At 36.2% G+C, this 22,052-nt stretch carries 25 protein-coding genes and 1 tRNA gene; 6 read left to right on the top strand and 20 right to left on the bottom strand.

The window, feature by feature from the left end:
- Positions 1-16 precede the first annotated feature (16 nt).
- Together H7K77_RS03530 and H7K77_RS03525 are read right to left on the bottom strand one after the other, a co-directional pair.
- Positions 17-91: transfer RNA gene (locus H7K77_RS03530), tRNA-Asn, on the bottom strand.
- Positions 92-370: 279 nt separating this feature from the next.
- Positions 371-823 (bottom strand): SprT family protein, encoded by a 453-nt coding sequence (locus tag H7K77_RS03525; protein ID WP_186576336.1) that lies wholly within the window; start codon positions 821-823, stop codon positions 371-373.
- Between the two features lie 118 nt (positions 824-941).
- Between H7K77_RS03525 and cmpA the strand changes: the two genes are divergently transcribed.
- Positions 942-1,052, top strand: coding sequence for a cortex morphogenetic protein CmpA (cmpA, locus tag H7K77_RS03520; protein ID WP_186576335.1), 111 nt, complete (start codon positions 942-944; stop codon positions 1,050-1,052).
- Between the two features lie 39 nt (positions 1,053-1,091).
- Here cmpA and H7K77_RS03515 read toward each other — a convergent pair whose 3' ends face one another.
- The 15 genes from H7K77_RS03515 to acpS all read right to left on the bottom strand — a co-directional run bounded on the left by H7K77_RS03515 (position 1,092) and on the right by acpS (position 13,940).
- Positions 1,092-3,260 (bottom strand): Tex family protein, encoded by a 2,169-nt coding sequence (locus H7K77_RS03515; protein ID WP_186576334.1) that lies wholly within the window; start codon positions 3,258-3,260, stop codon positions 1,092-1,094.
- 153 nt (positions 3,261-3,413) lie between these two features.
- Positions 3,414-4,013 (bottom strand): protein phosphatase 2C domain-containing protein, encoded by a 600-nt coding sequence (locus H7K77_RS03510; RefSeq protein WP_186576333.1) that lies wholly within the window; start codon positions 4,011-4,013, stop codon positions 3,414-3,416.
- Positions 4,013-4,807, bottom strand: a complete 795-nt coding sequence (gene sigB, locus H7K77_RS03505) for an RNA polymerase sigma factor SigB (protein ID WP_186576332.1) — start codon at positions 4,805-4,807, stop codon at positions 4,013-4,015. The genes H7K77_RS03510 and sigB overlap by 1 nt, the downstream gene beginning before the upstream one ends.
- On the bottom strand, positions 4,779-5,255 hold the full coding sequence (rsbW, locus tag H7K77_RS03500; protein ID WP_186576331.1) for an anti-sigma B factor RsbW: 477 nt from the start codon (positions 5,253-5,255) through the stop codon (positions 4,779-4,781). The genes sigB and rsbW overlap by 29 nt, the downstream gene beginning before the upstream one ends.
- 1 nt (position 5,256) lies before the next feature.
- The gene (locus tag H7K77_RS03495) at positions 5,257-5,592 is read right to left on the bottom strand and encodes an anti-sigma factor antagonist (RefSeq protein WP_222599196.1); all 336 of its coding nucleotides are present in this window, start codon (positions 5,590-5,592) and stop codon (positions 5,257-5,259) included.
- A 56-nt stretch (positions 5,593-5,648) separates the two neighbouring features.
- Positions 5,649-6,659: a PP2C family protein-serine/threonine phosphatase gene (locus tag H7K77_RS03490; protein ID WP_186576330.1), complete on the bottom strand. Its 1,011-nt coding sequence runs from the start codon at positions 6,657-6,659 to the stop codon at positions 5,649-5,651.
- A gap of 52 nt (positions 6,660-6,711) precedes the next feature.
- Entirely contained in the window at positions 6,712-7,113 is a 402-nt protein-coding gene (locus tag H7K77_RS03485; protein WP_186576329.1) for an anti-sigma regulatory factor, read from the bottom strand.
- A 2-nt stretch (positions 7,114-7,115) separates the two neighbouring features.
- The gene (locus H7K77_RS03480) at positions 7,116-7,472 is read right to left on the bottom strand and encodes an STAS domain-containing protein (protein ID WP_186576328.1); all 357 of its coding nucleotides are present in this window, start codon (positions 7,470-7,472) and stop codon (positions 7,116-7,118) included.
- A gap of 14 nt (positions 7,473-7,486) precedes the next feature.
- Entirely contained in the window at positions 7,487-8,350 is an 864-nt protein-coding gene (locus H7K77_RS03475) for an RsbT co-antagonist protein RsbRA (RefSeq protein WP_186576327.1), read from the bottom strand.
- 298 nt (positions 8,351-8,648) lie between these two features.
- Positions 8,649-8,999 carry a type II toxin-antitoxin system PemK/MazF family toxin gene (locus tag H7K77_RS03470; protein WP_186576326.1) on the bottom strand — a complete coding sequence of 117 codons (351 nt, stop codon included), beginning with the start codon at positions 8,997-8,999 and terminating at the stop codon, positions 8,649-8,651.
- A gap of 4 nt (positions 9,000-9,003) precedes the next feature.
- Positions 9,004-9,285 (bottom strand): CopG family ribbon-helix-helix protein, encoded by a 282-nt coding sequence (locus H7K77_RS03465; protein ID WP_186576325.1) that lies wholly within the window; start codon positions 9,283-9,285, stop codon positions 9,004-9,006.
- Positions 9,286-9,550: 265 nt separating this feature from the next.
- Positions 9,551-10,696 (bottom strand): alanine racemase, encoded by a 1,146-nt coding sequence (gene alr, locus H7K77_RS03460; RefSeq protein ID WP_235988818.1) that lies wholly within the window; start codon positions 10,694-10,696, stop codon positions 9,551-9,553.
- Between the two features lie 177 nt (positions 10,697-10,873).
- Positions 10,874-11,890, bottom strand: coding sequence for a LolA family protein (locus H7K77_RS03455; RefSeq protein ID WP_186576323.1), 1,017 nt, complete (start codon positions 11,888-11,890; stop codon positions 10,874-10,876).
- 56 nt (positions 11,891-11,946) lie between these two features.
- The gene (locus tag H7K77_RS03450) at positions 11,947-13,464 is read right to left on the bottom strand and encodes an NAD(P)H-hydrate dehydratase (protein WP_186576322.1); all 1,518 of its coding nucleotides are present in this window, start codon (positions 13,462-13,464) and stop codon (positions 11,947-11,949) included.
- A 122-nt stretch (positions 13,465-13,586) separates the two neighbouring features.
- Positions 13,587-13,940: a holo-ACP synthase gene (gene acpS, locus H7K77_RS03445; protein ID WP_186576321.1), complete on the bottom strand. Its 354-nt coding sequence runs from the start codon at positions 13,938-13,940 to the stop codon at positions 13,587-13,589.
- Positions 13,941-14,071: 131 nt separating this feature from the next.
- Between acpS and H7K77_RS03440 the strand changes: the two genes are divergently transcribed.
- Positions 14,072-14,833, top strand: coding sequence for a rhomboid family intramembrane serine protease (locus H7K77_RS03440; protein ID WP_186576320.1), 762 nt, complete (start codon positions 14,072-14,074; stop codon positions 14,831-14,833).
- A 43-nt stretch (positions 14,834-14,876) separates the two neighbouring features.
- Here H7K77_RS03440 and H7K77_RS03435 read toward each other — a convergent pair whose 3' ends face one another.
- Positions 14,877-15,314, bottom strand: coding sequence for a DUF4870 domain-containing protein (locus H7K77_RS03435; RefSeq protein WP_186576319.1), 438 nt, complete (start codon positions 15,312-15,314; stop codon positions 14,877-14,879).
- Positions 15,315-15,451: 137 nt separating this feature from the next.
- Here H7K77_RS03435 and H7K77_RS03430 point away from each other — a divergent pair, with 137 nt between their 5' ends.
- Positions 15,452-15,898, top strand: coding sequence for a hypothetical protein (locus H7K77_RS03430; protein WP_222599195.1), 447 nt, complete (start codon positions 15,452-15,454; stop codon positions 15,896-15,898).
- 203 nt (positions 15,899-16,101) lie between these two features.
- On the opposite strand, the gene H7K77_RS03425 is transcribed toward H7K77_RS03430, so the two are convergent.
- Positions 16,102-16,893, bottom strand: coding sequence for a hypothetical protein (locus H7K77_RS03425; protein ID WP_186576317.1), 792 nt, complete (start codon positions 16,891-16,893; stop codon positions 16,102-16,104).
- Positions 16,894-17,062: 169 nt separating this feature from the next.
- On the opposite strand from H7K77_RS03425, the gene H7K77_RS03420 reads away from it, so the two are divergent.
- Entirely contained in the window at positions 17,063-17,500 is a 438-nt protein-coding gene (locus H7K77_RS03420) for a hypothetical protein (RefSeq protein WP_186576316.1), read from the top strand.
- Positions 17,501-17,837: 337 nt separating this feature from the next.
- A complete protein-coding gene (locus H7K77_RS03415; protein ID WP_186576315.1) occupies positions 17,838-18,905 on the top strand; it encodes a YkvI family membrane protein in 1,068 nt (355 codons plus the stop codon).
- Between the two features lie 196 nt (positions 18,906-19,101).
- Here the strand turns inward: H7K77_RS03415 and H7K77_RS03410 are convergent, their stop codons facing one another.
- Positions 19,102-20,598, bottom strand: coding sequence for a DEAD/DEAH box helicase (locus tag H7K77_RS03410; protein ID WP_328701020.1), 1,497 nt, complete (start codon positions 20,596-20,598; stop codon positions 19,102-19,104).
- A gap of 411 nt (positions 20,599-21,009) precedes the next feature.
- On the opposite strand from H7K77_RS03410, the gene H7K77_RS03405 reads away from it, so the two are divergent.
- Positions 21,010-21,921 carry a DMT family transporter gene (locus H7K77_RS03405; protein WP_186576314.1) on the top strand — a complete coding sequence of 304 codons (912 nt, stop codon included), beginning with the start codon at positions 21,010-21,012 and terminating at the stop codon, positions 21,919-21,921.
- Positions 21,922-22,052 lie beyond the last annotated feature (131 nt).

Genomic DNA, 22,052 nt, shown 5'->3' with positions numbered 1-22,052 from the left:
TTGAGTACTTCTCCATTGGCTCCACAGGTAGGACTCGAACCTACGACCGATCGGTTAACAGCCGATTGCTCTACCACTGAGCTACTGTGGAATAATATTATCTTTCTCGCCATCAAACTCTGAAATATCAGCGACGTTTTATATAATACAACACTCAAATATCAATGTCAAGCGACTAAACAAAAATAATTATATACTTTGTCCAATAACATAAGACAAGTGTGCAATGAATAATTATAGTGTACTAGTATATTCCTTAATAGGTTAAGTCATGCGACTACTCATAAGGCTTATTTAACTTAACACGGAAGTCTACTTATAGTCAATGCTTTTACAATCTTTTTTCTAGTAAAATTTAGGTACAGTAGCCTTATTTTACTGTTAATCTCCCCTTGCATCTGCCACATCTATACTTAGCAGTATTTACTGATCGCATCCTATTATATACATGACCACACTTTTTACAAATGTATTGGTACTTTGCCACTTTTCTCATTGAAGGTAATGGAGAACAAAATCTTGGAGAATTTGTTTCCCTTAGCAATGCCCTAAACTCTGGATCACGATGATTAAATCCTTTTCCTTCTATATGTAAATGGTAGTGACATAATTCATGCTTTATAATCCCATTAAACTCATCCGTTCCAAGCTCTACTAGATACTTGGGATTAAGTTCGATCATTCGCCTAGATGGGATATACCGTCCACCTGTGGTTCTTAGTCGGTTATTAAAGGAAACCTTATCAAGATAAGGTTTCCCAAAATACTGTATTGATAATTCATTTACAAGCTGTTCTAATTGGTCTTGTTCCATATTTATCATCAGACATGCACACCTAGCCTATCATTTCATACTATATAGAAGACTGTCCTCTTACAGTCAGTTCTATTTATTCACGTTAACATAGTTTCATCCTATAATTATCGAGGAGGAAGAAAAGATGCCTAATTGGTTCAAGAAGCAATTAGCAGAAGCCTACCTTGAAAAAAACCTATATCAAATCAAAATACTTAATCAATGCTGGTTTTTCTACAGAGATCGTATTCTCTAAAAATAGCAGATACCAGGATATACCTGGTATCTTCATATACTATTCATTAATCATAGATAAAGCAATCCTTTGTTTATCAACGTCTATTTTGTCTACCCAAACTGTAACTACATCACCGACAGAGGCAACATCCATCGGGTGTTTAACAAATTGCTTAGACATTTTGGAAATGTGGACAAGACCGTCTTGCTTCACACCAACATCAACGAAAACACCAAAATCAACAACATTTCTTACCGTGCCTTGAAGTTCCATTCCTGGTGTTAAATCATCCATTGATAATACATTTTGCTTTAATAAAGGCTGAGGTAAATCGTCACGCGGGTCTCTCTCCGGACTAACTAACGCCTTTACAATATCCTCTAACGTAGGTACCCCTATATCTAGCTTCTCTGCAACAGCTTCAATGTCAATACTATTCAAGTTTTGCTTAAGCTTATCTGTACCAAGGTCTTCGGTTGTACAGCTAATCATCTTAAGCAATTCCTTGGTAGATGCATAGCTTTCGGGGTGGATAGGCGTCCGATCTAAAGGCTCCTTCCCATCTAAGACCCTTAAGAAACCAATACTTTGTTCATATGTTTTATTTCCTAATCGAGGAATCTTTTTCAATTGACTGCGATTTGTAAATTTCCCTTCCGCATCCCTTTGTTTCACAATATTATTCGCAACAGCCTTACTAAGACCAGAAACGTATTGAAGCAAGGAAGATGATGCTGTATTTACATTCACCCCTACTTGGTTAACAGCTAGCTCAACGACAAAGCCTAATGACTCATTTAAACTTTTTTGACTAACATCATGTTGATACTGGCCTACTCCTATAGATTTCGGATCAATTTTCACAAGTTCTGCTAATGGATCTTGCACTCTTCTCGCAATCGATACTGCACTTCTTTCCTCAACTTGAAAATCAGGAAATTCTTCTCTTGCTAGTGCAGATGCTGAATAAACACTTGCTCCCGCTTCGTTTACAATCATGTAGGAAACGGTTAGGTTGTGTTTTTTGATTAAGTCCGCAATAAATTGTTCTGTTTCTCGTGAGGCAGTTCCATTTCCAATTGCAATTAATTCTATAGGATAAGTCTTCAAGTATTCTAATACTACTTTTTCTGCTCCAACTATATCGTTTTTAGGTGCTGTTGGGTATATAACATTAATAGCATCAACTTTACCAGTCTCATCAACTACCGCTAGCTTACAACCTGTTCGAAATGCGGGATCTACACCCAATACATTCTTCCCTTTCAGTGGTGGTTGAAGCAATAAGTTTTTGAGATTTTTAGAAAACACGTCAATAGCTTGTTCCTCTGCACGCTCTGTTAACTGATTCCTTATCTCCCTCTCAATAGAAGGGGCTATTAAACGTTTATAGCTATCTTCTATAGCACCCGATAAAACTTCCCTTACTTCATTTGACGCCTTGTCTTTCACAATTTGTTTATTTAAATATCTCGTTATTTCATCTAATGGAGGCTGAATACTAACCTTAATAATATCCTCTTTTTCACCCCTATTTAAAGCTAATGTCCGATGTGACACAATAGCTCTTATAGGCTCATCATAGGCATAGTACATCTCAAATACGCCTTTTTCGTCTTTATCTTTATTTTTAGCTTCAGATTGAATTATACCTACTTTGAATGTTTTCTCTCTTATGTACTCACGATACTTAGGATCATCAGAAATCCACTCTGCAATAATATCATTGGCACCTGCAATCACTTCTTCTATACTGTGAAGCTCATTCTCTTCAGAAATATAAGCTTGCGCTTCCTGAGAAACAGAGGATAAATCCTGTTTCCAAATACTTACAGCCAAAGGTTCGAGTCCCTTTTCCTTTGCTTTTGTTGCTCTAGTCCTTCTTTTTTGTTTATACGGTCTATACAAATCCTCCACTTTTTGGAGTTGTGTAGCTTGTTCTATCTCAAGCTTAAGTTCTGGCGTTAATTTACCTTGTTCATCGATAAGACGGATTACTTCTTCTTTTCTTTCTGTTAGATTAAGTATGTATTGCCACTTTTCTTGAATCGTTTTAATTTGTACCTCATCTAAAGTACCTGTTTGTTCTTTTCGATACCTTGCGATAAATGGTACTGTATTCCCTTCATCCAATAATGAGATTACCTGTTTAACCGAAGCAGCTTTTATGTCTACTTGTTTAGCTACCCATGTTATTAATTGTTCTTTTTGCACAACTTCGCTCACTGTAACTTCCTCCTTACTACTGTCCCTTTAATTTTATCAAACAATGAATCACTTTCCTAATTAGAACTTGTACATGCTTTAGCATTTCTATTTGCAAATTAAAAAACCCCTACCCGTGGAAGGTAGGAGTGGAAACCAGAACTAGATATATGATTAAGCCAATCTACATTTCATAGCAATCAGTGTTGTATCATCATTCTCATTGATCCCAACCAAGCTTGAAAAAGACTCCGTTATCGCATGGACATCTTTCCCTAAGAAGTATTTGGCGGATAGATCCCTGGATGATACACCATCCGAAAACATTACAAAAATTAAATCATCTGTTATTCTACCGTTCAACACTTTAACAGGACGCGGGACACCACCAATGTATCCAGAATTGGGAATATTCCTCTTTTTCTCGTTATTAGAAGCAATCGACATTATACCAATGTTTCCTATAGATGAAAAAGCATACTCCATCGTTTGAAAATCAACCTTTAAGACTCCCAAAACAACTCCTCGTTTACCTAACAAGCTTTTATTACACTCTTTTACGATTTGTTCAACGGAAGAATGGATATTATTTTCAATAATTGACATAACCGCTTGAGAGGATTCTCTTGCGTACTCACCACTACCTAGTCCATCTGCTAAAGCACAAATAAACTCATTCTCTGTTTCTTGGTAAAAGTAACTATCTCCACAATAGTAATTCCCTTTTTTCGCTTTTTGGTAAACCGAAACTTCCATGCGCTTGTCTAACTGCATCAGTTAATTACCTCCGAGCTATCTGCTGCTTGAAGGGCTTCCCTTAATTTTCTTAAGGCACGTCTTTGGATACGAGAAACATGCATTTGGGAGATTTCAAGTAATTCTCCAGTTTCTTTTTGACTTTTATTTTCAAAATAAGTGTACTTTAAGATTTGTTGTTCTCTATCAGACAAAATTGGTAGAATTTTTTTCAGTAGCATTTGCTGATCAATATTTTCAAATCCTTTATCTGCATTACCAATTAAGTCTAAGATCGAAACTGTACTTCCATCTGAATCAGCCTCAATTTTACGATCGACAGACAGCGCTTTATAACTTTTGCCCATTTCCATCGTTTCTAATACATCTTCCTCTGTAACTTCCAAATATTTCGCTATATCTTTGATAGAGGGAGATTTTTGTTGTTCGGTTGTTAAGTGTTCAATAGCCTTCCGAATTTTTGGACCTAGCTCTTTAATCCGTCGAGGAACATGGACACTCCACGTTTTATCACGTATGAACCTTTTTATTTCACCAATAATAGTGGGAATCGCAAACGATTCAAAGGTCTTTCCAATGGTAGGATCATATCTTCTAATGGCAGCTAACAAACCAAGCATCCCAACTTGGACTAGATCTTCATGAATGGAATTATTTTTTGAATATTTACGAGCAACAGATTTTACTAAGTCTTCATATGCTAACACTATTTTCTCTTGGGTTTGTTTATCTTGGGGATCCTCTTGAAGATGTTTAATCCATTGGTAAACCTCATCCTCACGTCTATTGTGTGGTTGAGATTTGGTCGTCATCTAATCCCACCTCATTTTCATGGAGGTACTTTGTCATCAGAACAATTACTCCATAATCATTTTTTATCTCTACTTTATCCATAAGAGCATCAATTAAAAATAAACCAAACCCACCTTCACGTAAATTTTCAACTGATTCATGTTGTTGGTATGGACCGATATCTTGTTTCACAACACTAAGATCGAAGCTTCCTCCGTGATCTGCAACCATTACCTCTAATCGATCCTCATATAAACCAAAACCAACAGTCACTTCGCCCTCTTCTTTATCATCATATGCATGCGTAGCTGCATTAGTCATCGCTTCTGAAATAGCAACCTTCAGATCTTCTATTTCTTCATAACTAAAGCCCATACGATTTGCAATTCCCGAAGTAGTTAAACGTACAACTCCTACATATTCTGCTTTTGCCGGCACTTTTATTTCAATGAAGTCAAAGTCTTCCATATTAATTTCCACCCCGTACAGTTGAGTCAATCGTTATTATGCTATCTAAACCTGTGATCTCAAAAAGTCTTAACACCCGATCTTGTAGTTGAACTAGTTTTAATTGGCTGTTGTGTTCTTTGGTAGACTTTAATGCACCTACAAACACACCCAAACCAGTGCTATCCATGTACGTAACTTTATCTAAATTTACTTCAACTAAGTAACCTTCTCGCTTCGTTAAAGGTAAAAGTGCATCTTTAAGCTTTGGGGCAGTATAGGCATCAATTTCACCAGTTAATGACACTAATGCACTTGATTCCTGATTGACCACTTCAACTTCTAAGTTTATATTCATGCGTTTACCTCCATCAACGTCATTATTTTATAATAAATACCCATTATTCAAACCTATTAAACTTCTTTTCTAATAATAATAAGGGTAAAGTCATCTCTTAACTGAAAATCTTGCAGCCTTTCAAAATGTTTATACACCTGTTCCACTGCTTCTTGGGCAGGTAAATGGGTGTACTGTTTAATTACAGAAAGGACTTCTTCTCTTTCGATAAACCTATCACCAATTCGACACTCAGTTACGCCATCCGTCAGTAAAATAATCATATCGTTGTTATTTATTTTTATTTCAAACTGATCATAAGTAGCATCATTCGTAACGCCAAGCAAAAGACCTTTTGTTTTAATCTCCTCAAATTTGTCAATAGAGGCATTATAATAGAACCCTGGCTCATGACCCGCAGATGAGTATTCAAACACTTCTCTTGAAGGATTATATAAGCCGTAGAACATCGTTACGAACATACTAGGATCTACATTTCTTTCTACAACTCTATTTAAATTACCTAATATAGAACTTGGATTTCTTTGGCTTTCTGGAAAACTATCCATTGAATACTTAATCATAGACATTGCTAATGCCGCTGGAATTCCTTTTCCTATGACATCAGCTATTGCTATTCCTAACGTCTCATTTTTGTCCGTTACGAAATGATAGTAGTCTCCATTCATTTGGTTGGCTGGAACACTGACTGCCCCTATGTCCAACCCCTTTACTTGCGGTCTAACAGTTGATAAAAGCGTTTGCTGCATACTGGCTGCTACCGAGATCTCTGATTTAAGCTCTAATTGTTTTTCTCGTAGTGCTTGAAACTCCTGATAAGCCAATCCATATGAAATCATTGATTCTAGCAGAAAATCAAATGAAGTATTAACCTCAGCAGGCAATTCAGGGTATAGTTTCCTTAAAGCATGTATATGTGCATTTACAATTTCCTCAGGAGATATCTTTTGTTGCATTGACATCTTACTAAATTGCTCCACTTGATATAATGATGATTCATCCTGGGTTTCTATATATTGTTTTAACAATTCACGATAATTCTCTAAATCAAGCTTAAGTGTATCCATCAAAAACCTCCAGAAAGATTAAATAAAAGCACCCAAACAAGCTTCGTTTAGATTATCGAAGCCATTTAATTGTTTTTATTTCCGTGCCTTTCCCAGGGTTTGAGACTATATCAAATTGATCCATTAACCGTTTCACTCCAGGGAGCCCGGCACCTAGACCACCAGATGTAGAGTACCCATCTTCCATGACCTGGCTGATATCTCTTATCCCTGGGCCGTTATCAGTTGCAATAATCCTTATACCTTTTTGACTCATTTCATCAATCGTTTCAAAGCAGATTTTTCCAGTTCCTGCATATAAGTAAATATTTCGAGCAAGTTCTGATATAGCTGTCGCGATTCGGGCCTGATCTACAGTACCAAATCCAATCGATTTAGCACGGTCTCTACCAAGTTGTCTAGCCCCTACAATATCCCATTCTTTTTGAATATTCACACAGGATTGGAAGTCCATAATCACTCCTCCAATTCCTGTCGAAGTTTAATCAATCCCTGCTCTAAATCTAGCGCAGTCCGTACATCCTGCATATGAATTCCTAAATCAATCAAAGTCATCGCGACGGCGGGTTGAATACCTGTTAAAACAACCTTAGCCCCCATCAAGTCAGACATGGTAACCACGTCTCCCAATACCTTGGCTATGAATGAATCGATTATATCTACTGAAGTTAAATCAATAACAACACCAGTTGCGCCACTTTGGTGTATTTTGCTTAATAAATCCTCTTGAAATTGAATGGCTGTCTGGTCATCCAAATCAATTTGAATAGAAATTAACAAGTAATTATGAAGCTTAAGAATAGGTATTCTCATAACATGGACACCTCCTATTTAAGTGAATCTAGTATTTTCTCAATATCATCATTCGCTTCTGATTTATCCACAATATGACGATTAGTTAATTCTAATGCTGATTGGAATCCTTTTCTCAATGAACTCTTAGTTGGGAATTTCCCAAGGTCTATCCCTAGATTGACAATTGTTTGAGCTATCTCCGGTCTAATGCCAACTAGAATACATGTAGACCCTATTAGTCTAACTGCCTCTGCAGCTTGAATAATGTGATGGGCAACCATCGTATCCACAACAGGCACCCCAGTTATATCAATTAGTACTACTTCGGCATTATGCTTAATCACGCCATCAAGTAGGTTCTCCATGATTAATTTAGCTCGCTCCGTATCTATTGTACCAATCAACGGCATAATTGTTATATTATCCATAACTGGTATTAATGGAGCGGATAACTCCTGTAATGCCACTCGCTGTAAAGAAACGATATGCTCCCAACTACCGGAGTATTCATTTACTAACTGATTTATAATGGGATCTACCCACTTATCTACAGTATCTAATACTTTAGAAAAATGAGAAGTATCTACTTTTTCAGATTGACTTAATATGAAATCTATCGTTACCCTTCTAAAACTTTGCAAACCATCTGTAAGATAGCTTAGTGGCCAGCCTAAATTAACAAGTCTCTCCGTGAAATCATTTAACTCAGGGGCAACACCTTGTTTATCCAAATTAGCAAAAATAACATTAACAAATTCCCTATTTGTACTTTGGAAAAGCTCTTCTGAAATAGCAGCAGTATAATCGTTCACTCTATTTTTAGAAATTTCTCCAAGCCATTTTTTTACAATTGTATCACTGTTTTCTACTACAATATTTTTAAATTCGTTAGTCATCCTATTCCCTCCACGCTACCACTATTAATTATATATATTGTCACATGTTTATTAAAAACGCGCAAATAATATTATACTAAACAGTTTATTACGATTTGCTCTGAAAACGAAGGACTGAAAAACTCCCTTGTTTCCAAAGGACTATCATGAAAAATACATCTTCTCTAATTTACATTGATTAGGCAAAAGATTCCACCACAAAGCTTTTTCTATCATCATCTTTAATAGTAAATGACCCTTGTCTAATCGTAAGACAAGGGTCATTTACTATTAAGAAGAATAAAAACACCTAATCAATTTAAAAATCCGTAAGGCCTAAGCTGATTTCTAATGCTTTGTCAATTTCTTCCATCATACTATTATCTAATTGTGTTATCTTATCCGTTAGTCGTTGCTTGTCAATCGTTCTAATTTGCTCTAACAAAATTACGGAATCACGTTCGAAACCATACTTTTGTGCATCTATTTCGACATGCGTTGGCAACTTAGCCTTTTGTATCTGCGCGGTAATGGCCGCAATGATAACCGTAGGGCTAAAACGATTACCTATATCGTTTTGCAAGACCAATACTGGACGAACTCCCCCCTGCTCTGATCCAACAACAGGAGAAAGGTCGGCGAAATAAACCTCGCCTCTTTTGACAATCAAATCCTTACACCCCACTCACTAGACGCTCTAGGGTGTTTTCGGCCTCCTCTTCAGCTTGAAAAGCTTCAGAAGCAATATTTAGATTAATTTTAGCCATTTCCATATAGCCTCTTTGCATGGATTCTCGAATATGACGTTTTTTCTTTTCACGCAAATACGATTTTGTAGCCTGATAAATAAAGTCGCTCAAGTCACTATTTTCACTTTTCATTAGACCGTCCACCTCATTTAGTAGGTTTTTAGGTAATCTTACTACTATCTCTTGTAAGCTTTCCGACACAACCATGCACCTCCACCAACATATACAAGCCCAGTCTTTTAATCCAATAATATCATATCATTCTATATAACCCTTTGCAAAGCCATTTTAAAATTTTCTATTAGAAAAATTTGGTCATCTCCTCACATTAGATGCTTCGAGGGGAGTGTCAAGGTGGCCGAAAAGTAAAAGAAAGGATACTATAAAAACAATTACTTTAAACTACCTTTTACCATTTTATACAAAACCATGTACAATCATGCAACAATTTTTCTAAAATTAAAAAAGCCTATTATTTAATCTGAACACCATTCTCAATATAGACACGTGGTACTCGATAGCTAATCATACAAGCAATTTCATAATTGATTGTCTCTAACCTATCAGCCCATTCATCCATCGTAATTTCTGTTTGTTTTTCGTTTCCAATTAATGTAACCTTCGTACCAATTGGATATTCTTTACTCATTCGTATCATTAATTGATCCATACATATTCTACCTACAATTGGATACCTTTCTCCTTCAATTAACACTTCTTGCCCTTGAAGTTTTCTTCGTATTCCATCTGCATAACCAAGAGGGATTGTCCCTATCCATTCTTCCTCTGTTGATGTGTAAGTGGCGCCATAACTAATGGATGTGCCTGGCTCAACCTTCTTTACATGGATTAACTTACTATGAAGGGATAAAGCAGGTTTTAGATCGATCGGTCTTTCCTTTTTTACAATAGGAGATGGGTACAGTCCATACATACTTATTCCAAAGCGTACATAGTGTAACATCTCGTCTGGGAATCTCATACTTGCAGCACTGTTTCCTGTATGAAGAATGACAGGTTTATTCCAATTGTCCGAGAACGTTTGATATAGAGTATTGAACACAGACTTTTGCTGCTTATAGTAGTCTAAGCTTGCCTCATCAGCCGTGGCAAAATGTGAAAAAATCCCTTCCAAATTGAATTTCTCACCATTATCTTCTTTTAATTCCCCTAGGATATCGACTAACTCTTGTATCGTCCGAATGCCTATTCTTCCCATCCCGGTATCCCATTTCATATGAAGTTTTAAAGTATTATCTAGTTTAAGTTGCTTCACTTGTTTCAGCCATTGTTTTTGATAAAAGGTAACGGTAATATTATATTTTGCTGCAACAACACTATCCTCCGGCCTAATCCATCCCATTACAAGAATCGGTGCTGTAATCTCCGCTTCCCTAAGTTTAATTGCCTCATCTAAAAGCGCAACAGCTAAGCCAGAAGCACCTGCCTTTAATGCTTTCTTGGCAACCTGAATATCACCGTGCCCATAAGCATTTGCTTTCACTACTGCATATATATTAGTACTTTCAGAGAGGCGTTGCCTTAATTGTTGAATATTATAATCAATATGATCTAGATTAACCTCAACCCATGAATCTCTATAAAATGTTTGTTGCAATTCCACCACTCCTCTCATGGGTTATTTTTCAATTATTCACCCGAGGTAGGTGTACTGTCAAGTTTCTATATATGGGTAAAAATCGGTAAGAAATTTCACGTTTGATACATATAAAAATGTACTCAAAAAAAACAAGCAGACCCTCATTCCTTGAGTCTGCTTCTCTTCCTAATTCCATTATTTAACGGATTGACCAACTACAGATTTTGCAACTGTTACCATTTCGTCTTTTGTTAGATCTTCACTTGCTAAGTAGTAGTTTACGCCGTTGAAACTCCACTCTAGCGAAGAAGCAGATTGAGCAGCCATTGTAAATCCTAGGCTTACAGGATTACCAGTAACCGATTCAGGAGCAGCTGCACTTGTAGGATATGCACTAACTTTTTCCTGTACAAGGGTGAAGTTTTTCTCACCTTCATAAGAAAGCATTACTCTTTTTCCATTTTCTGTTTCTGCTTCTTTTTCCTCCACTAACTCTGCACCCATCTTTTCATTTGGATATAATACGCTAAGCTGTTGGTTTGTTTCTTCCCCTGCCATTACAGGAATACCAAACAAGCTGCTTGTCATATTACTTTCGATTTCAAAAGTATCGTTGGCAAACTTCGGATCAATCTCAAATTTACTAAAATCAACTTCAACTAGTGGATTCTTGTCCTTATCTAGCACCTTAACAGCTACAGGTGTATATGACTTTTTATCAAAGTATATCTCCTGATATGGAAGGTTGTTATTGTTTTGATAGTTTGTTTTTGTTTCAAAGACATAATATTTTTCAGTGGATTTGAATGTTGCATCAGAATTATCTAAGACATCCTTTACAAGTGACTGGTACAAATACGGTTGACTACTGTTGTTCGGCCAATCACTTTGGAACTTAAAGCTTTTGTTCAACGCTGGAGTAAGCACAAATACACCATCTTTATTTCTAAGAATGATTTGGCTTCCCTCTTTATCTTGTTCATTTTTTAGCAATACGCGATAAAAGTCCTTTTTCTTGTGTGAAACGTCAATTTTATACGTTTGACTTTCTTCACCTGTTTTTAGACTCATTGTCGCCTCCGCTTGATAACCACTCATCTCTTCTACACTTTGCTCTAATTTTTTTACAACATCTTCTTTTGACTTTTCCCCACAGGCAGCCAACACTAGGATCAATAGGGCGATGATCCCTACGCCGAAATATTTTCTCATGGTCACAACTCTCCCTTGTCTCATTTCAAAAGGACAAAGGGAACTTCGTTTCACATCTAAGAAATGGTACGAAATACAGCAGCAAGTCCATCAATAACATCCGTCGCTAACAGATCTTGCTTAGCATGTTTACTCGATATTAACTCATCAGCAGATTTCCCATGTAGGAAGCAACCGTTTGATAATGCTTTTTGGACCGACTCACTTTGCATTAGCATTGTAAGCAGAATACCCGATAACACATCCCCACTTCCACCTTTTGCCAACCCAGCATTCCCTGTTGGATTCACCCATTGGTTCCCAAACGGATCCGTTACAATCGTATGCTTACCTTTCAACACGAGGTACACACGATATTTACTAGCAAATTGCTTGGCAAGACTAAATGGACGTAGCAGAACATCTTGAATCGATTTGTCTACAAGCATTGCCATTTCGCCAGGATGTGGAGTTAAAATTGTCGGATGATCTCTCCTTAAAAGGATATCTAAGTCCTTTTTTACATGGTATAGACCATCAGCATCTATCAAAACTGGTATAGCAGCCTCCGTAACTACCTTTCTAGTGAATGTCGCTGTTAATGCGTTACGCCCCATTCCCATACCAATCGCGATACCACCATAGGATTGGAAATTAATCATTGGATCGCCCACAATAAAGCCCGATTCACTAGTTAGACTACGATAGGTTGCTTCCCTACAATAAGAGGAGATAGATGGTATGGCTTCCGGAACGGTACCTATTGTAATCAATCCAGCACCTGAACGTAATGCAGCCTTAGCTGTCATGGCGACTGAACCAGGCATTTCTAGACACCCGCCAATTATTAGCCCCTTGCCATGGTTCCCTTTATGAGAGTATGTCTCCCTCTTAGGTAACGTTTCGCTTCGTTCACTATCCGTCCAAATCATTCGGGTACACCCTAGCTTAAATGCCGCTTTTGGCAACCCTATTTTCACAACCTCCCATTTACCATAAAAAGGCGCAAACTTTTCGATAAAAGCACTCATTTTCGGTGCTTCAATGATGACCGTATAGTTTGCTTTAATTCCTACTTGAAGATCATTTCCTTCATCAGCAGGAACACCGCTTGGTATATCGACTGATATAACATATGGTTGGGATTCATTTACTAGTTGGATAATGTCTACGAACGAACCACGCAGTTGACCAGAAAAGCCTATCCCTAAAATGGCGTCTACCACAATATCTGCTCTATCAAGAAATGGTAGTAGCTCCTCAGCATTTTCGACTAGTTGCACAGCACCACCATAATTTTCAAAAACTTGTTTATGATAGCTGGCATCACCTTTTATTTTACAGTCGGCAACTAGCTGACAGGTAGTAACAGAAAAACCTTGATTCATTAGTGTCCTGGCAATGACAAATCCATCTCCACCATTATTTCCGCTTCCTATTAGGATTAGAATACGTGATGACCTTTCAATCAAAGCCTCCACCTTAGAACTAACAGCCCTTCCGGCACTTTCCATCAATATTTTCCCATCAATACCTCCATGCTTTATAGCATATTGATCCATTTCGTACATTTCTTTTGCGGTTACGATGTGCACAATGTTCCCTCCTACCCGCACTAAAATCTTATGAGACAAACTAGACGAATATGCAGACTAGCCTGACAAGCTTTAAAAAAATTTCTTTTTTTTCATTGCAATTATGCTCATGTGAACTAGATTTATTTCTCTAAAATGACCTGTGCAATAGCGTAAGACTCGCTATGTGATATCGAAACAAAGATTGAAAACATTCTATCTTTTACCGATATTTTTGGTGCACCTTTTGAATCTGGCAAAACTTCGATATCTTGAAAACTCAGACTACCTATCCCCGTACCAAAAGCTTTAGCACATGCTTCTTTTGCTGCAAATCTTCCAGCAAAAAATTCTATCTTCCTTCTTTCAGATTCTAATCCTATGTAAATAGCTTTCTCAGCATCCGTTAAAACTCGGTTTACTAGGCGGTCACTCTTTCGTAAGCTTTTTTCTATTCTCTTAAATTCGATTATATCTATACCAATTCCCGCAATCATTGGATCATACCCTTATGTTTTTTTGCCTCTATTATATCGTATGAATAAGGACAATCCTAATATGTTTGTGATTATGCCTGTCTATACAGTATTATTATAGATAAGAACCTAATAATAAAAGGAGTTAATCTATGTTTATTCGTACGGAAAGCTTTAAAGATTTTATTCGCTTCTATCCACTTATAACGGCAATCGTTATTTTTCAACTAGCGCTATGGCTATGTTCCATGTTAATTCCCCCACTTGGTGATGTGATTTATCAGTATGGTGTCGGTCAGAATTACTTGATTTCACAAGGACAATATTGGAGGCTAGTGACAGCTGTCTTTCTTCATGACCCAAATGGAATTACGCATGTCTTATTCAATTGCTTTTCTCTAGTCTTGTTTGGACCACCACTAGAACAAATGCTAGGAAAATTTAAGTTTTTTCTTACTTACTTATTAACAGGGGTTATTGCTAATGTGTTGACATTGTTCTCCGAGCCTAGTAATTATTTCTACTTAGGGGCATCTGGTGCTGTTTACGGGCTTTTCGGTCTCTACATCTTTATCATTGTTTTACGTAAACACCTAATAGACAGGGGAAGTGCTCAGGTCATTGTCACCATTTTGGTTATCGGATTAATCATGTCGTTTATGAGGTCAGGGGTTGGTGTTTCTGCGCATATATTTGGGTTTATTAGCGGATTTGCTTTAGGACCTGTCCTGTTACAAAATGCCAAACCATTCTCCCCCTATCGAAATCAGAGAAAACAAAAGGACCAATCTATCCCGTTTGATCCTAATCGTTGGAATAAGAGACGCTTTCCATTCAAAAAGTACATAGGTCCTGTTCTGTGGGGCATTCTTGGTCTTTTAGTATTGCTCGGTATAATGGCTAGATTTTTATAAATTTTTGAGAAAGTTTAATTAAAATAAAGGAAAAAGAAGACATCTACATGTTCTTCTTTTTCCTTTTTTCTACTCTAAAAAAAGGTATTACTAACGGAAAATAAAACTTTTTGCCAATAAACGAAGATACGATAGCAACTATTATGGCAACCATATAGTAAAGCGCTACGATAACAAACACACTATATCCAATCTGTCTTATATCTAACTCAACAAATAGGTTAATGATGTATGTCATGATGCTAATAATGAGGCCGTAAAGCTGGAAGCTAATTTGACAGTTTAAGGATTGCCTGCCGTGATGATCAATAAAGGCTGATTTATCCTTACCTAACAACCATACTATAAACGTCAAACCTATGTTAATTGGTGGGATTGGAATGAAAGCAAGGAGGTAATGGATCGCAGAAATTGTCTTAATCTTGCCAGTCTTTTTTAGTAAAACCTTCTCTTCTAATTCACTATTATGTATAACGTTCATAATTCCTCCCACAAGTCCTATTTATTAACTAATGCAAGATTACCATATTTTATATAAATTTTAGACTTATATGGTTCCAAGTAGAGGAACTAAATGATAAACTTTCTTATATTACACTATATTGGGAGGACGAAATGATGAACCCTGCTTGGCTATTTACATTAGCTTCTATTATTGCTGCTTTTGGTATTTTGAATTCGTTTAAAAAGTTAATGGCAGAAATTCAAAATCAATTAGAAAATGACGAACTTAATACTAACACCATTCAAAAACATCAAACTAAATACTTTATTCGTGTAGCTATTACAGAGATTATTCCAATCGGTTTGATTATTGTTGGATTTATTATGAAAGAAGGAACGAGTTACTCCGTTATAGATAGTATTATCCCTCTCATTATTATCATTGGGGTGCTATTATTTTCTCTAGCAAATGTTTTACTCATCCGTAACGATTCACTAGCTAGCGTGAAAGAGAAAGCCTCGGATGTTAAAGGATACATAAACAACCTTATATTTGTCGGATTGGCTACAATTGTTGGCATTCCAATTATCTCTTTAGTTAGTGTGTTTCTGAACCCTTAAGCACAATTAATTTCTTAGATCACAAGATATCAACTTTAAAAACGTTGCCCCTATAATTTGGGAGGCAACGTTTTTTATTTGTAGCTTTTGAACTCAGTCTTACTTTTTCCAATGGACCTATTGTTAATCCATAATATGGTAGGTAAATTATTTGGCATGTAAATATACAGATAATTAAAACGTTGTTTAACCCCTACCACTATTTAGAATTCTATTAATTCATTATTATAACAATTAGTTAAATAAGACATCTCTGAATCAAGTACAATTTCCTTACAGTAATCGCTTATGACATTGGAATCAGTTTCATCCCCTTTGGCAATCATATCTTGATCTGTAATTCTTTTTTGGCTGTAGTATATAAGCTTTCCATTAAATTGTAGTTCCGTAACTTTCTTTGTATTAAAATTAACAAATCGTATAAAATCTGAATTGTTATTCCTAATATTCCTTACGAAATTATTGATTTTTTTTTGTTCAACTGAGCTTATATTATTATTAGTAATAATATCACCATTTTTCACCGCATTATTAAGGGAATAATTTTTTCCTATCTTGTTTGTTAGTTTTTTTCCGTAATTTTCTATATCTTCTTCTAATGACTTATTTACGTTATTTATAAGATCCTCACGATCCTGATTAATTACATGTACAGAGTAACTAATACGTGGCATATTAGTTTCCAAAACCTTTTCAACATCTTTTTTTATGTCCTCTGCAATTAGCTTAGCCTCCTTACTGGTATCAGTGAAAGAAGTATTAATAGCAATAATTCCTTTATTCTGTAAATAATTCTGAAATACACTAACAACCACATCATACCCATCTAATTTCTCTAATAATATTTTTTCTAATTCTCTCTTTTCTGAACCTGAAATTAAAATTGTTTTGTCATTAGCATTATTTACAGAGAACACTACAGTTCTATCATAACTTATAATTAAAAGTATTAAGGTGGATGCCACTAACATCAAGAATATTCTGAATTTTCTCATCTAAATACCTCCTCTGTTTATATTCTACTTAGGTTCGTTTAAGTTATTCAGTAAAAATGACATCTTTTTAATAATGGTACATATAGAGAAGAAGGAATTCTGACCCTTGTCCTAGAAGGGAGAATTCTGACCCTTGTCCTAGAAGGGATAAGATAAGGAGGTTATAGAAATGTATCGATTGTTCAAAATTATTTTCTCAATTTTTCTCATTCTGGTTTTGCTTTCCCCTAACTTCTTATCAGCTAGTGAGTTAATTCAATTTGGAGCCGGAGATTGGGATACTGTCTATTCAGATAGTTTAACTGCAACAACAGAAACAAAGCACACTGGTATTTTCTATTCTGGTGGAGGTAATATTAGAATATGTGTTTCAGGAGTTAATTCTGGTAGTGTTCTTTCATTAACTCTGTACGAGACAGATGCTGGATATCCAACTAATAACGATACCCAAATCGGATATATTAATCAAATTACTAACAGATCATCTAAAATATGTCTTCCAGCTGATAATGTATATACAGATGGTTCAAATGGCAAAGCTGAAGTGTATCTAAGTTATAGTACCGATCGGCTATCTGACGATTTTCATGTCCAGATACAAGATTAATTAATAAAAAGTAATTGCATAATTAAGTGATATTTATCTTCTTTTGGTTTTGCAATTTCTTTTAAAAAATTTGCGTACATAAAACTAAATTAATCGTAAAGAAAGCACCCAGCTCTTGATTTATTCCTCATCTTATGTGAAAAAAGTGCGTATTTTCTTCTTAGTACATTAAACATCTACAGAAATCTCTTCTCCCTAATCACAATTTGTTCAAATACCAATTTATTCGTATTTATGTGCGGTTGATACTAATAGTTGTTATCAGGTGATGTTTTCTCATTACACATAATTCCTTCCACATTTGGCTAATATAAGTTTTATTTAAAGGAGGACAATCATGCAGTCTGATAACGGAAACGTCGGCATTTTTAAAATTGCAGCAACTTACATTGGTACAATAGTCGGAGCAGGTTTTGCTTCCGGACAAGAAGTATTCCAGTTCTTCAGCACCTTTGGCCTTGGTAGTATTTGGGGAATCATCTTATCCACTGTTCTCTTTTTCTTTTACGGTTATCTCATATTATTATTGGGACAAGTACTACAAGCTGACTCCTATGTTAAAATCGTTCGCTTTTCAAATGGAAAGATACTTGGAAGTGTCATTGATCTCATTATTACAATCTTTCTATTTGGTGCACTTGCCGCAATGATTGCCGGTGCAGGTGCGATCTTTCATGAACAGTTTCATTTTTCACCGCTCATCGGAACGATCTTAATGGCCATTATTACTCTTTTAACGGTGTTAACTGGCATATCAGGGGTAATCAACGCCATAAGTTACGTTGTGCCTATTTTACTTGCCTCTGTGCTGTTTATTACCATATACAGTCTTATAAACAATCCGTTAACTGGAGAAGAAATAGAAATTGCTAAAGAATTACCAGGTGCGTCACCAAACTGGTTTATATCAGCAGTCAACTATGCGTCCTACAATCTAGTTATCGCGATAGCCATTCTCGCCCCTCTTGGCGCAAGGACAAAAGAGAAGAAAACATTGTTTATCGGTGCTTTACTGGGTGCACTAGGACTCGGAGTAGGTGTAGTAGCTATTAATTTTAGTATTATTACCAATATAGTGGAATCTGCTACAGTTGAGGTTCCTATGATAACAGTTGCACAACATATTTCGCCTATAGTTCAATTTATTTTCGCGATTGTTTTGTTTGCTGAAGTGTACACAACTGCTGTTGGTAATTTATACGGATTTGTATCCCGTTTAGACTTTATCAAGCAAACGTATAAAAAGTGGTTAATTATCGGAACCACAATTGTAGCCTTTGGTGTCAGTCAATTAGGCTTTTCTACAATGGTCGAATATCTTTATCCTGCAGTTGGCTACGGTGGTATGTTGCTGCTTATTGGTTTGTTATATAGTTGGATATTTAAGCGTGAGCAGTTTAAATAAAAAAGCGAACAAATAAAAGCATGGGGTAGGACTTCTAACCCCATGCTTTTTTACATATAATCAATTTTATAAAAAAAGTCTGTTTCTACTTCCAGACATCTACTCTCTTGCAATCATTCGAGCCTCTGTCACATTTCCACTTAATTTAATATAAATAAAAAAAGTGCTCCAATTAATGGTAGCACTTTTCTTCATATTATTGATTTTGTTTTCTATTGTTGTTGTTATTGTTATTGTTATTTGAACCACGTTTATTTTGGAATTTGCGATTACGTGACGGCTTACCTTTTCTTGAAAAACCTCTGTTATTATCGCCGCCGCCTCTGAATTTCTTGTTCCCGCCGCCTTTATTATTTCCACCTGTTCTCTTCACACTAACAGGCTGAACAGACGACAATGTCACTGGCGTATTTCTACGCTCTTTAGTCATCAATTTCAATGCTGCAGCTACAACTGTTACAGAATCATATTGATCCAATAGTTCTGTAGCTGTTTCACGATAATCTTGAAGCTCTTTCTTCTCGATTGTAGAAGTAAGTTTCTCTACTGTAAGTTGTTGTTGACCACGACGCGCTTCATCAAATGATGGAGCCTGCATTCTTTTCACTTTACTCTTCGTCACTTTCTCAATTAAGTGAAGGTGAGGCATTTCTCTAGGAGTAATGAAAGAAATTGCTTCCCCTGTTTTACCTGCACGACCAGTACGACCGATACGGTGTACGTAGCTTTCCGGATCTTGTGGGATATCTAAGTTATAAACGTGTGTTACACCAGAAATATCAAGCCCACGAGCAGCTACATCAGTAGCAACAAGAATTTCAATTCGTCCACTTTTAAATTTATTAAGAACAGACATTCTCTTTCCTTGCGTTAAATCACCATGGATACCTTCAGCACGGAAACCACGAGCAGAAAGTCCTTCTGTAACTTCATCCACTCTCTTTTTAGTACGACCAAAGATGATCGCTAATTCAGGTGCGTGAATATCCAAAAGATTAGTTAGTGTATCGAATTTTTGTCTTTCTTGAACCTCTACAAAGGATTGATCAATATTAGATACCGTCATTTCCTTTGATTTTACTTTAACCTCTTCCGGTTTTTTCATTAATGTAGCAGCAATATCTCTTATTTCCTTAGGCATAGTTGCTGAGAAAAGAAGTGTTTGTCTTTGCTCAGGTATAGCCTTTAAAATATCTCTGATGTCATCAATGAAACCCATGTTTAACATTTCATCAGCTTCGTCTAATACAGCTGTATGAACGCCACTAACATTGATTGTTTTTCTTCTTAAGTGATCAAGTAAACGTCCTGGAGTAGCAACCACGATATGCGGGCCATCTTTTAACGCTCTGATTTGTCTTTCCATGTGCTGACCACCATATACTGGTAAAGTTCTAACTCCTTTAAACTTACCTAAACGGTGTATTTCCTCCGAAACTTGAATAGCTAATTCTCTTGTTGGTGCTACAATCAAACCTTGAATTTTTTTCAGGTCTTGATCGATTTTTTCTATCATCGGAATACCGAAGGCTGCTGTTTTCCCTGTTCCTGTTTGTGCTTGCCCAATCACATCTTTCCCTTGTAAACCTAGAGGAATCGTTTGTTCCTGGATTGGTGTTGCTTCTTCAAAGCCCATTTTCTCTAGAGCTTTCATAATTGGTTTTGAAATACCTAATGCATTAAATGTTGTCACTATTTTTCCCTACTCCTTTTTACTTAAAATCTCAAAGTTAGCACGTATATTTACAACACGTTAAATTCTTGGTCAAGTCAGGGTAGTTGACTCTTGTTGGTCCACTTCTCTTATTTCAAACTACTCTTTCTTATAGCATATCTCTAAAATAGTCGTTTACACTCAATCTATACAAATTACTTCTATTTTTTTAATTTCGTCAAAGTGGAACTTAGACCTACTATATATTTATCATACATTTTAACGTGAAAAAAAGCCTTCCTCCACACTTGGAAGAGGCCTTGTAAGCGAGCACTCAATGGATTGTTTAATCTTATCATACTCTGTTTACTAATTCTACCTATAATAGAAATGATTTTCAAACAATTGAGTGTTAGAATAAGAAAAAAGACTACCTAAGGGAGATACTCGATGAAAAAGCCTCCATATAATCCACTCATCGCGGTTGTTATTGGAGTAATATCTGTTTCAACTGCTGCGGTACTCGTAAAATTAGCCGACTCTGCTTCAGCATCTATAATAGCAAATTACCGTCTACTAATTGCTGTCGTTCTAATGACCCCTTACGTTTTACTAAAAAACCGTGATGAATTCAAACATATTAATCGAAATGACTGGGGACTTTCGATTTTATCCGGGGTATTTTTAGCATTTCATTTTATTTTTTGGTTTGAATCATTAAATTATACATCTGTTGCAAGCTCCGTTGTTTTAGTAACGCTACAACCAATCTTTGCATTTTTGGGTACATTCTTATTATTTAAAGAAAGAGCATCCTCTGCTGCAATTATAAGTATGATCATTGCTTTATCCGGAAGTTTTGTTATTAGTTGGGGTGACTTTAGATTAGATGGTATGGCTTTGTTTGGTGATCTACTCGCTTTAATAGGTGCAATCATGATTACTATTTACTTTTTAGTGGGGCAACATGTACGTAAGCGCCTTTCTTTAATGACCTATACATTCATTGTTTATGGTGCTAGTTCCATCACATTAATTATATATAACCTTATATTAAACCACCCCTTTACTGGTTATCCGCTTAATGACTGGTTAATTTTCTTGGCACTAGCGATTATCCCGACATTTTTGGGACACACATTGTTTAACTGGGCTATAAAGTGGTTAAGTACATCTGTCATTTCTATGAGTATTCTTTTCGAACCTGTCGGCGCTTCTATTCTTGCTTATTTTATTTTGGGAGAACAAATTACTCCTACTCAATGGCTTGGTGGGACAATTGTACTGATGGGGTTATGCTTATTTATTATTAGTACGTCAAGAAAGAGGAAGATAACCTTAACGGAGCATCAAAAGCAATGAAACTAATGCTTGTTCGGCACATTTATTATGTATTATGGCACATAAACTAATGTGTTTGGCACATATCTAAGGTAGCGTGGCACATAAGTGGCCCTGTTCGGCACATTTATCGGGTAAAACGGCACATTCCT

Source organism: Aquibacillus kalidii (assembly GCF_014280935.1).
Lineage (GTDB): Bacteria > Bacillota > Bacilli > Bacillales > Amphibacillaceae > Aquibacillus_D > Aquibacillus_D kalidii.
The sequence above is the reverse complement of the archived record's forward strand: the minus strand, read 5'-3'. Positions and strand labels throughout refer to the sequence as shown.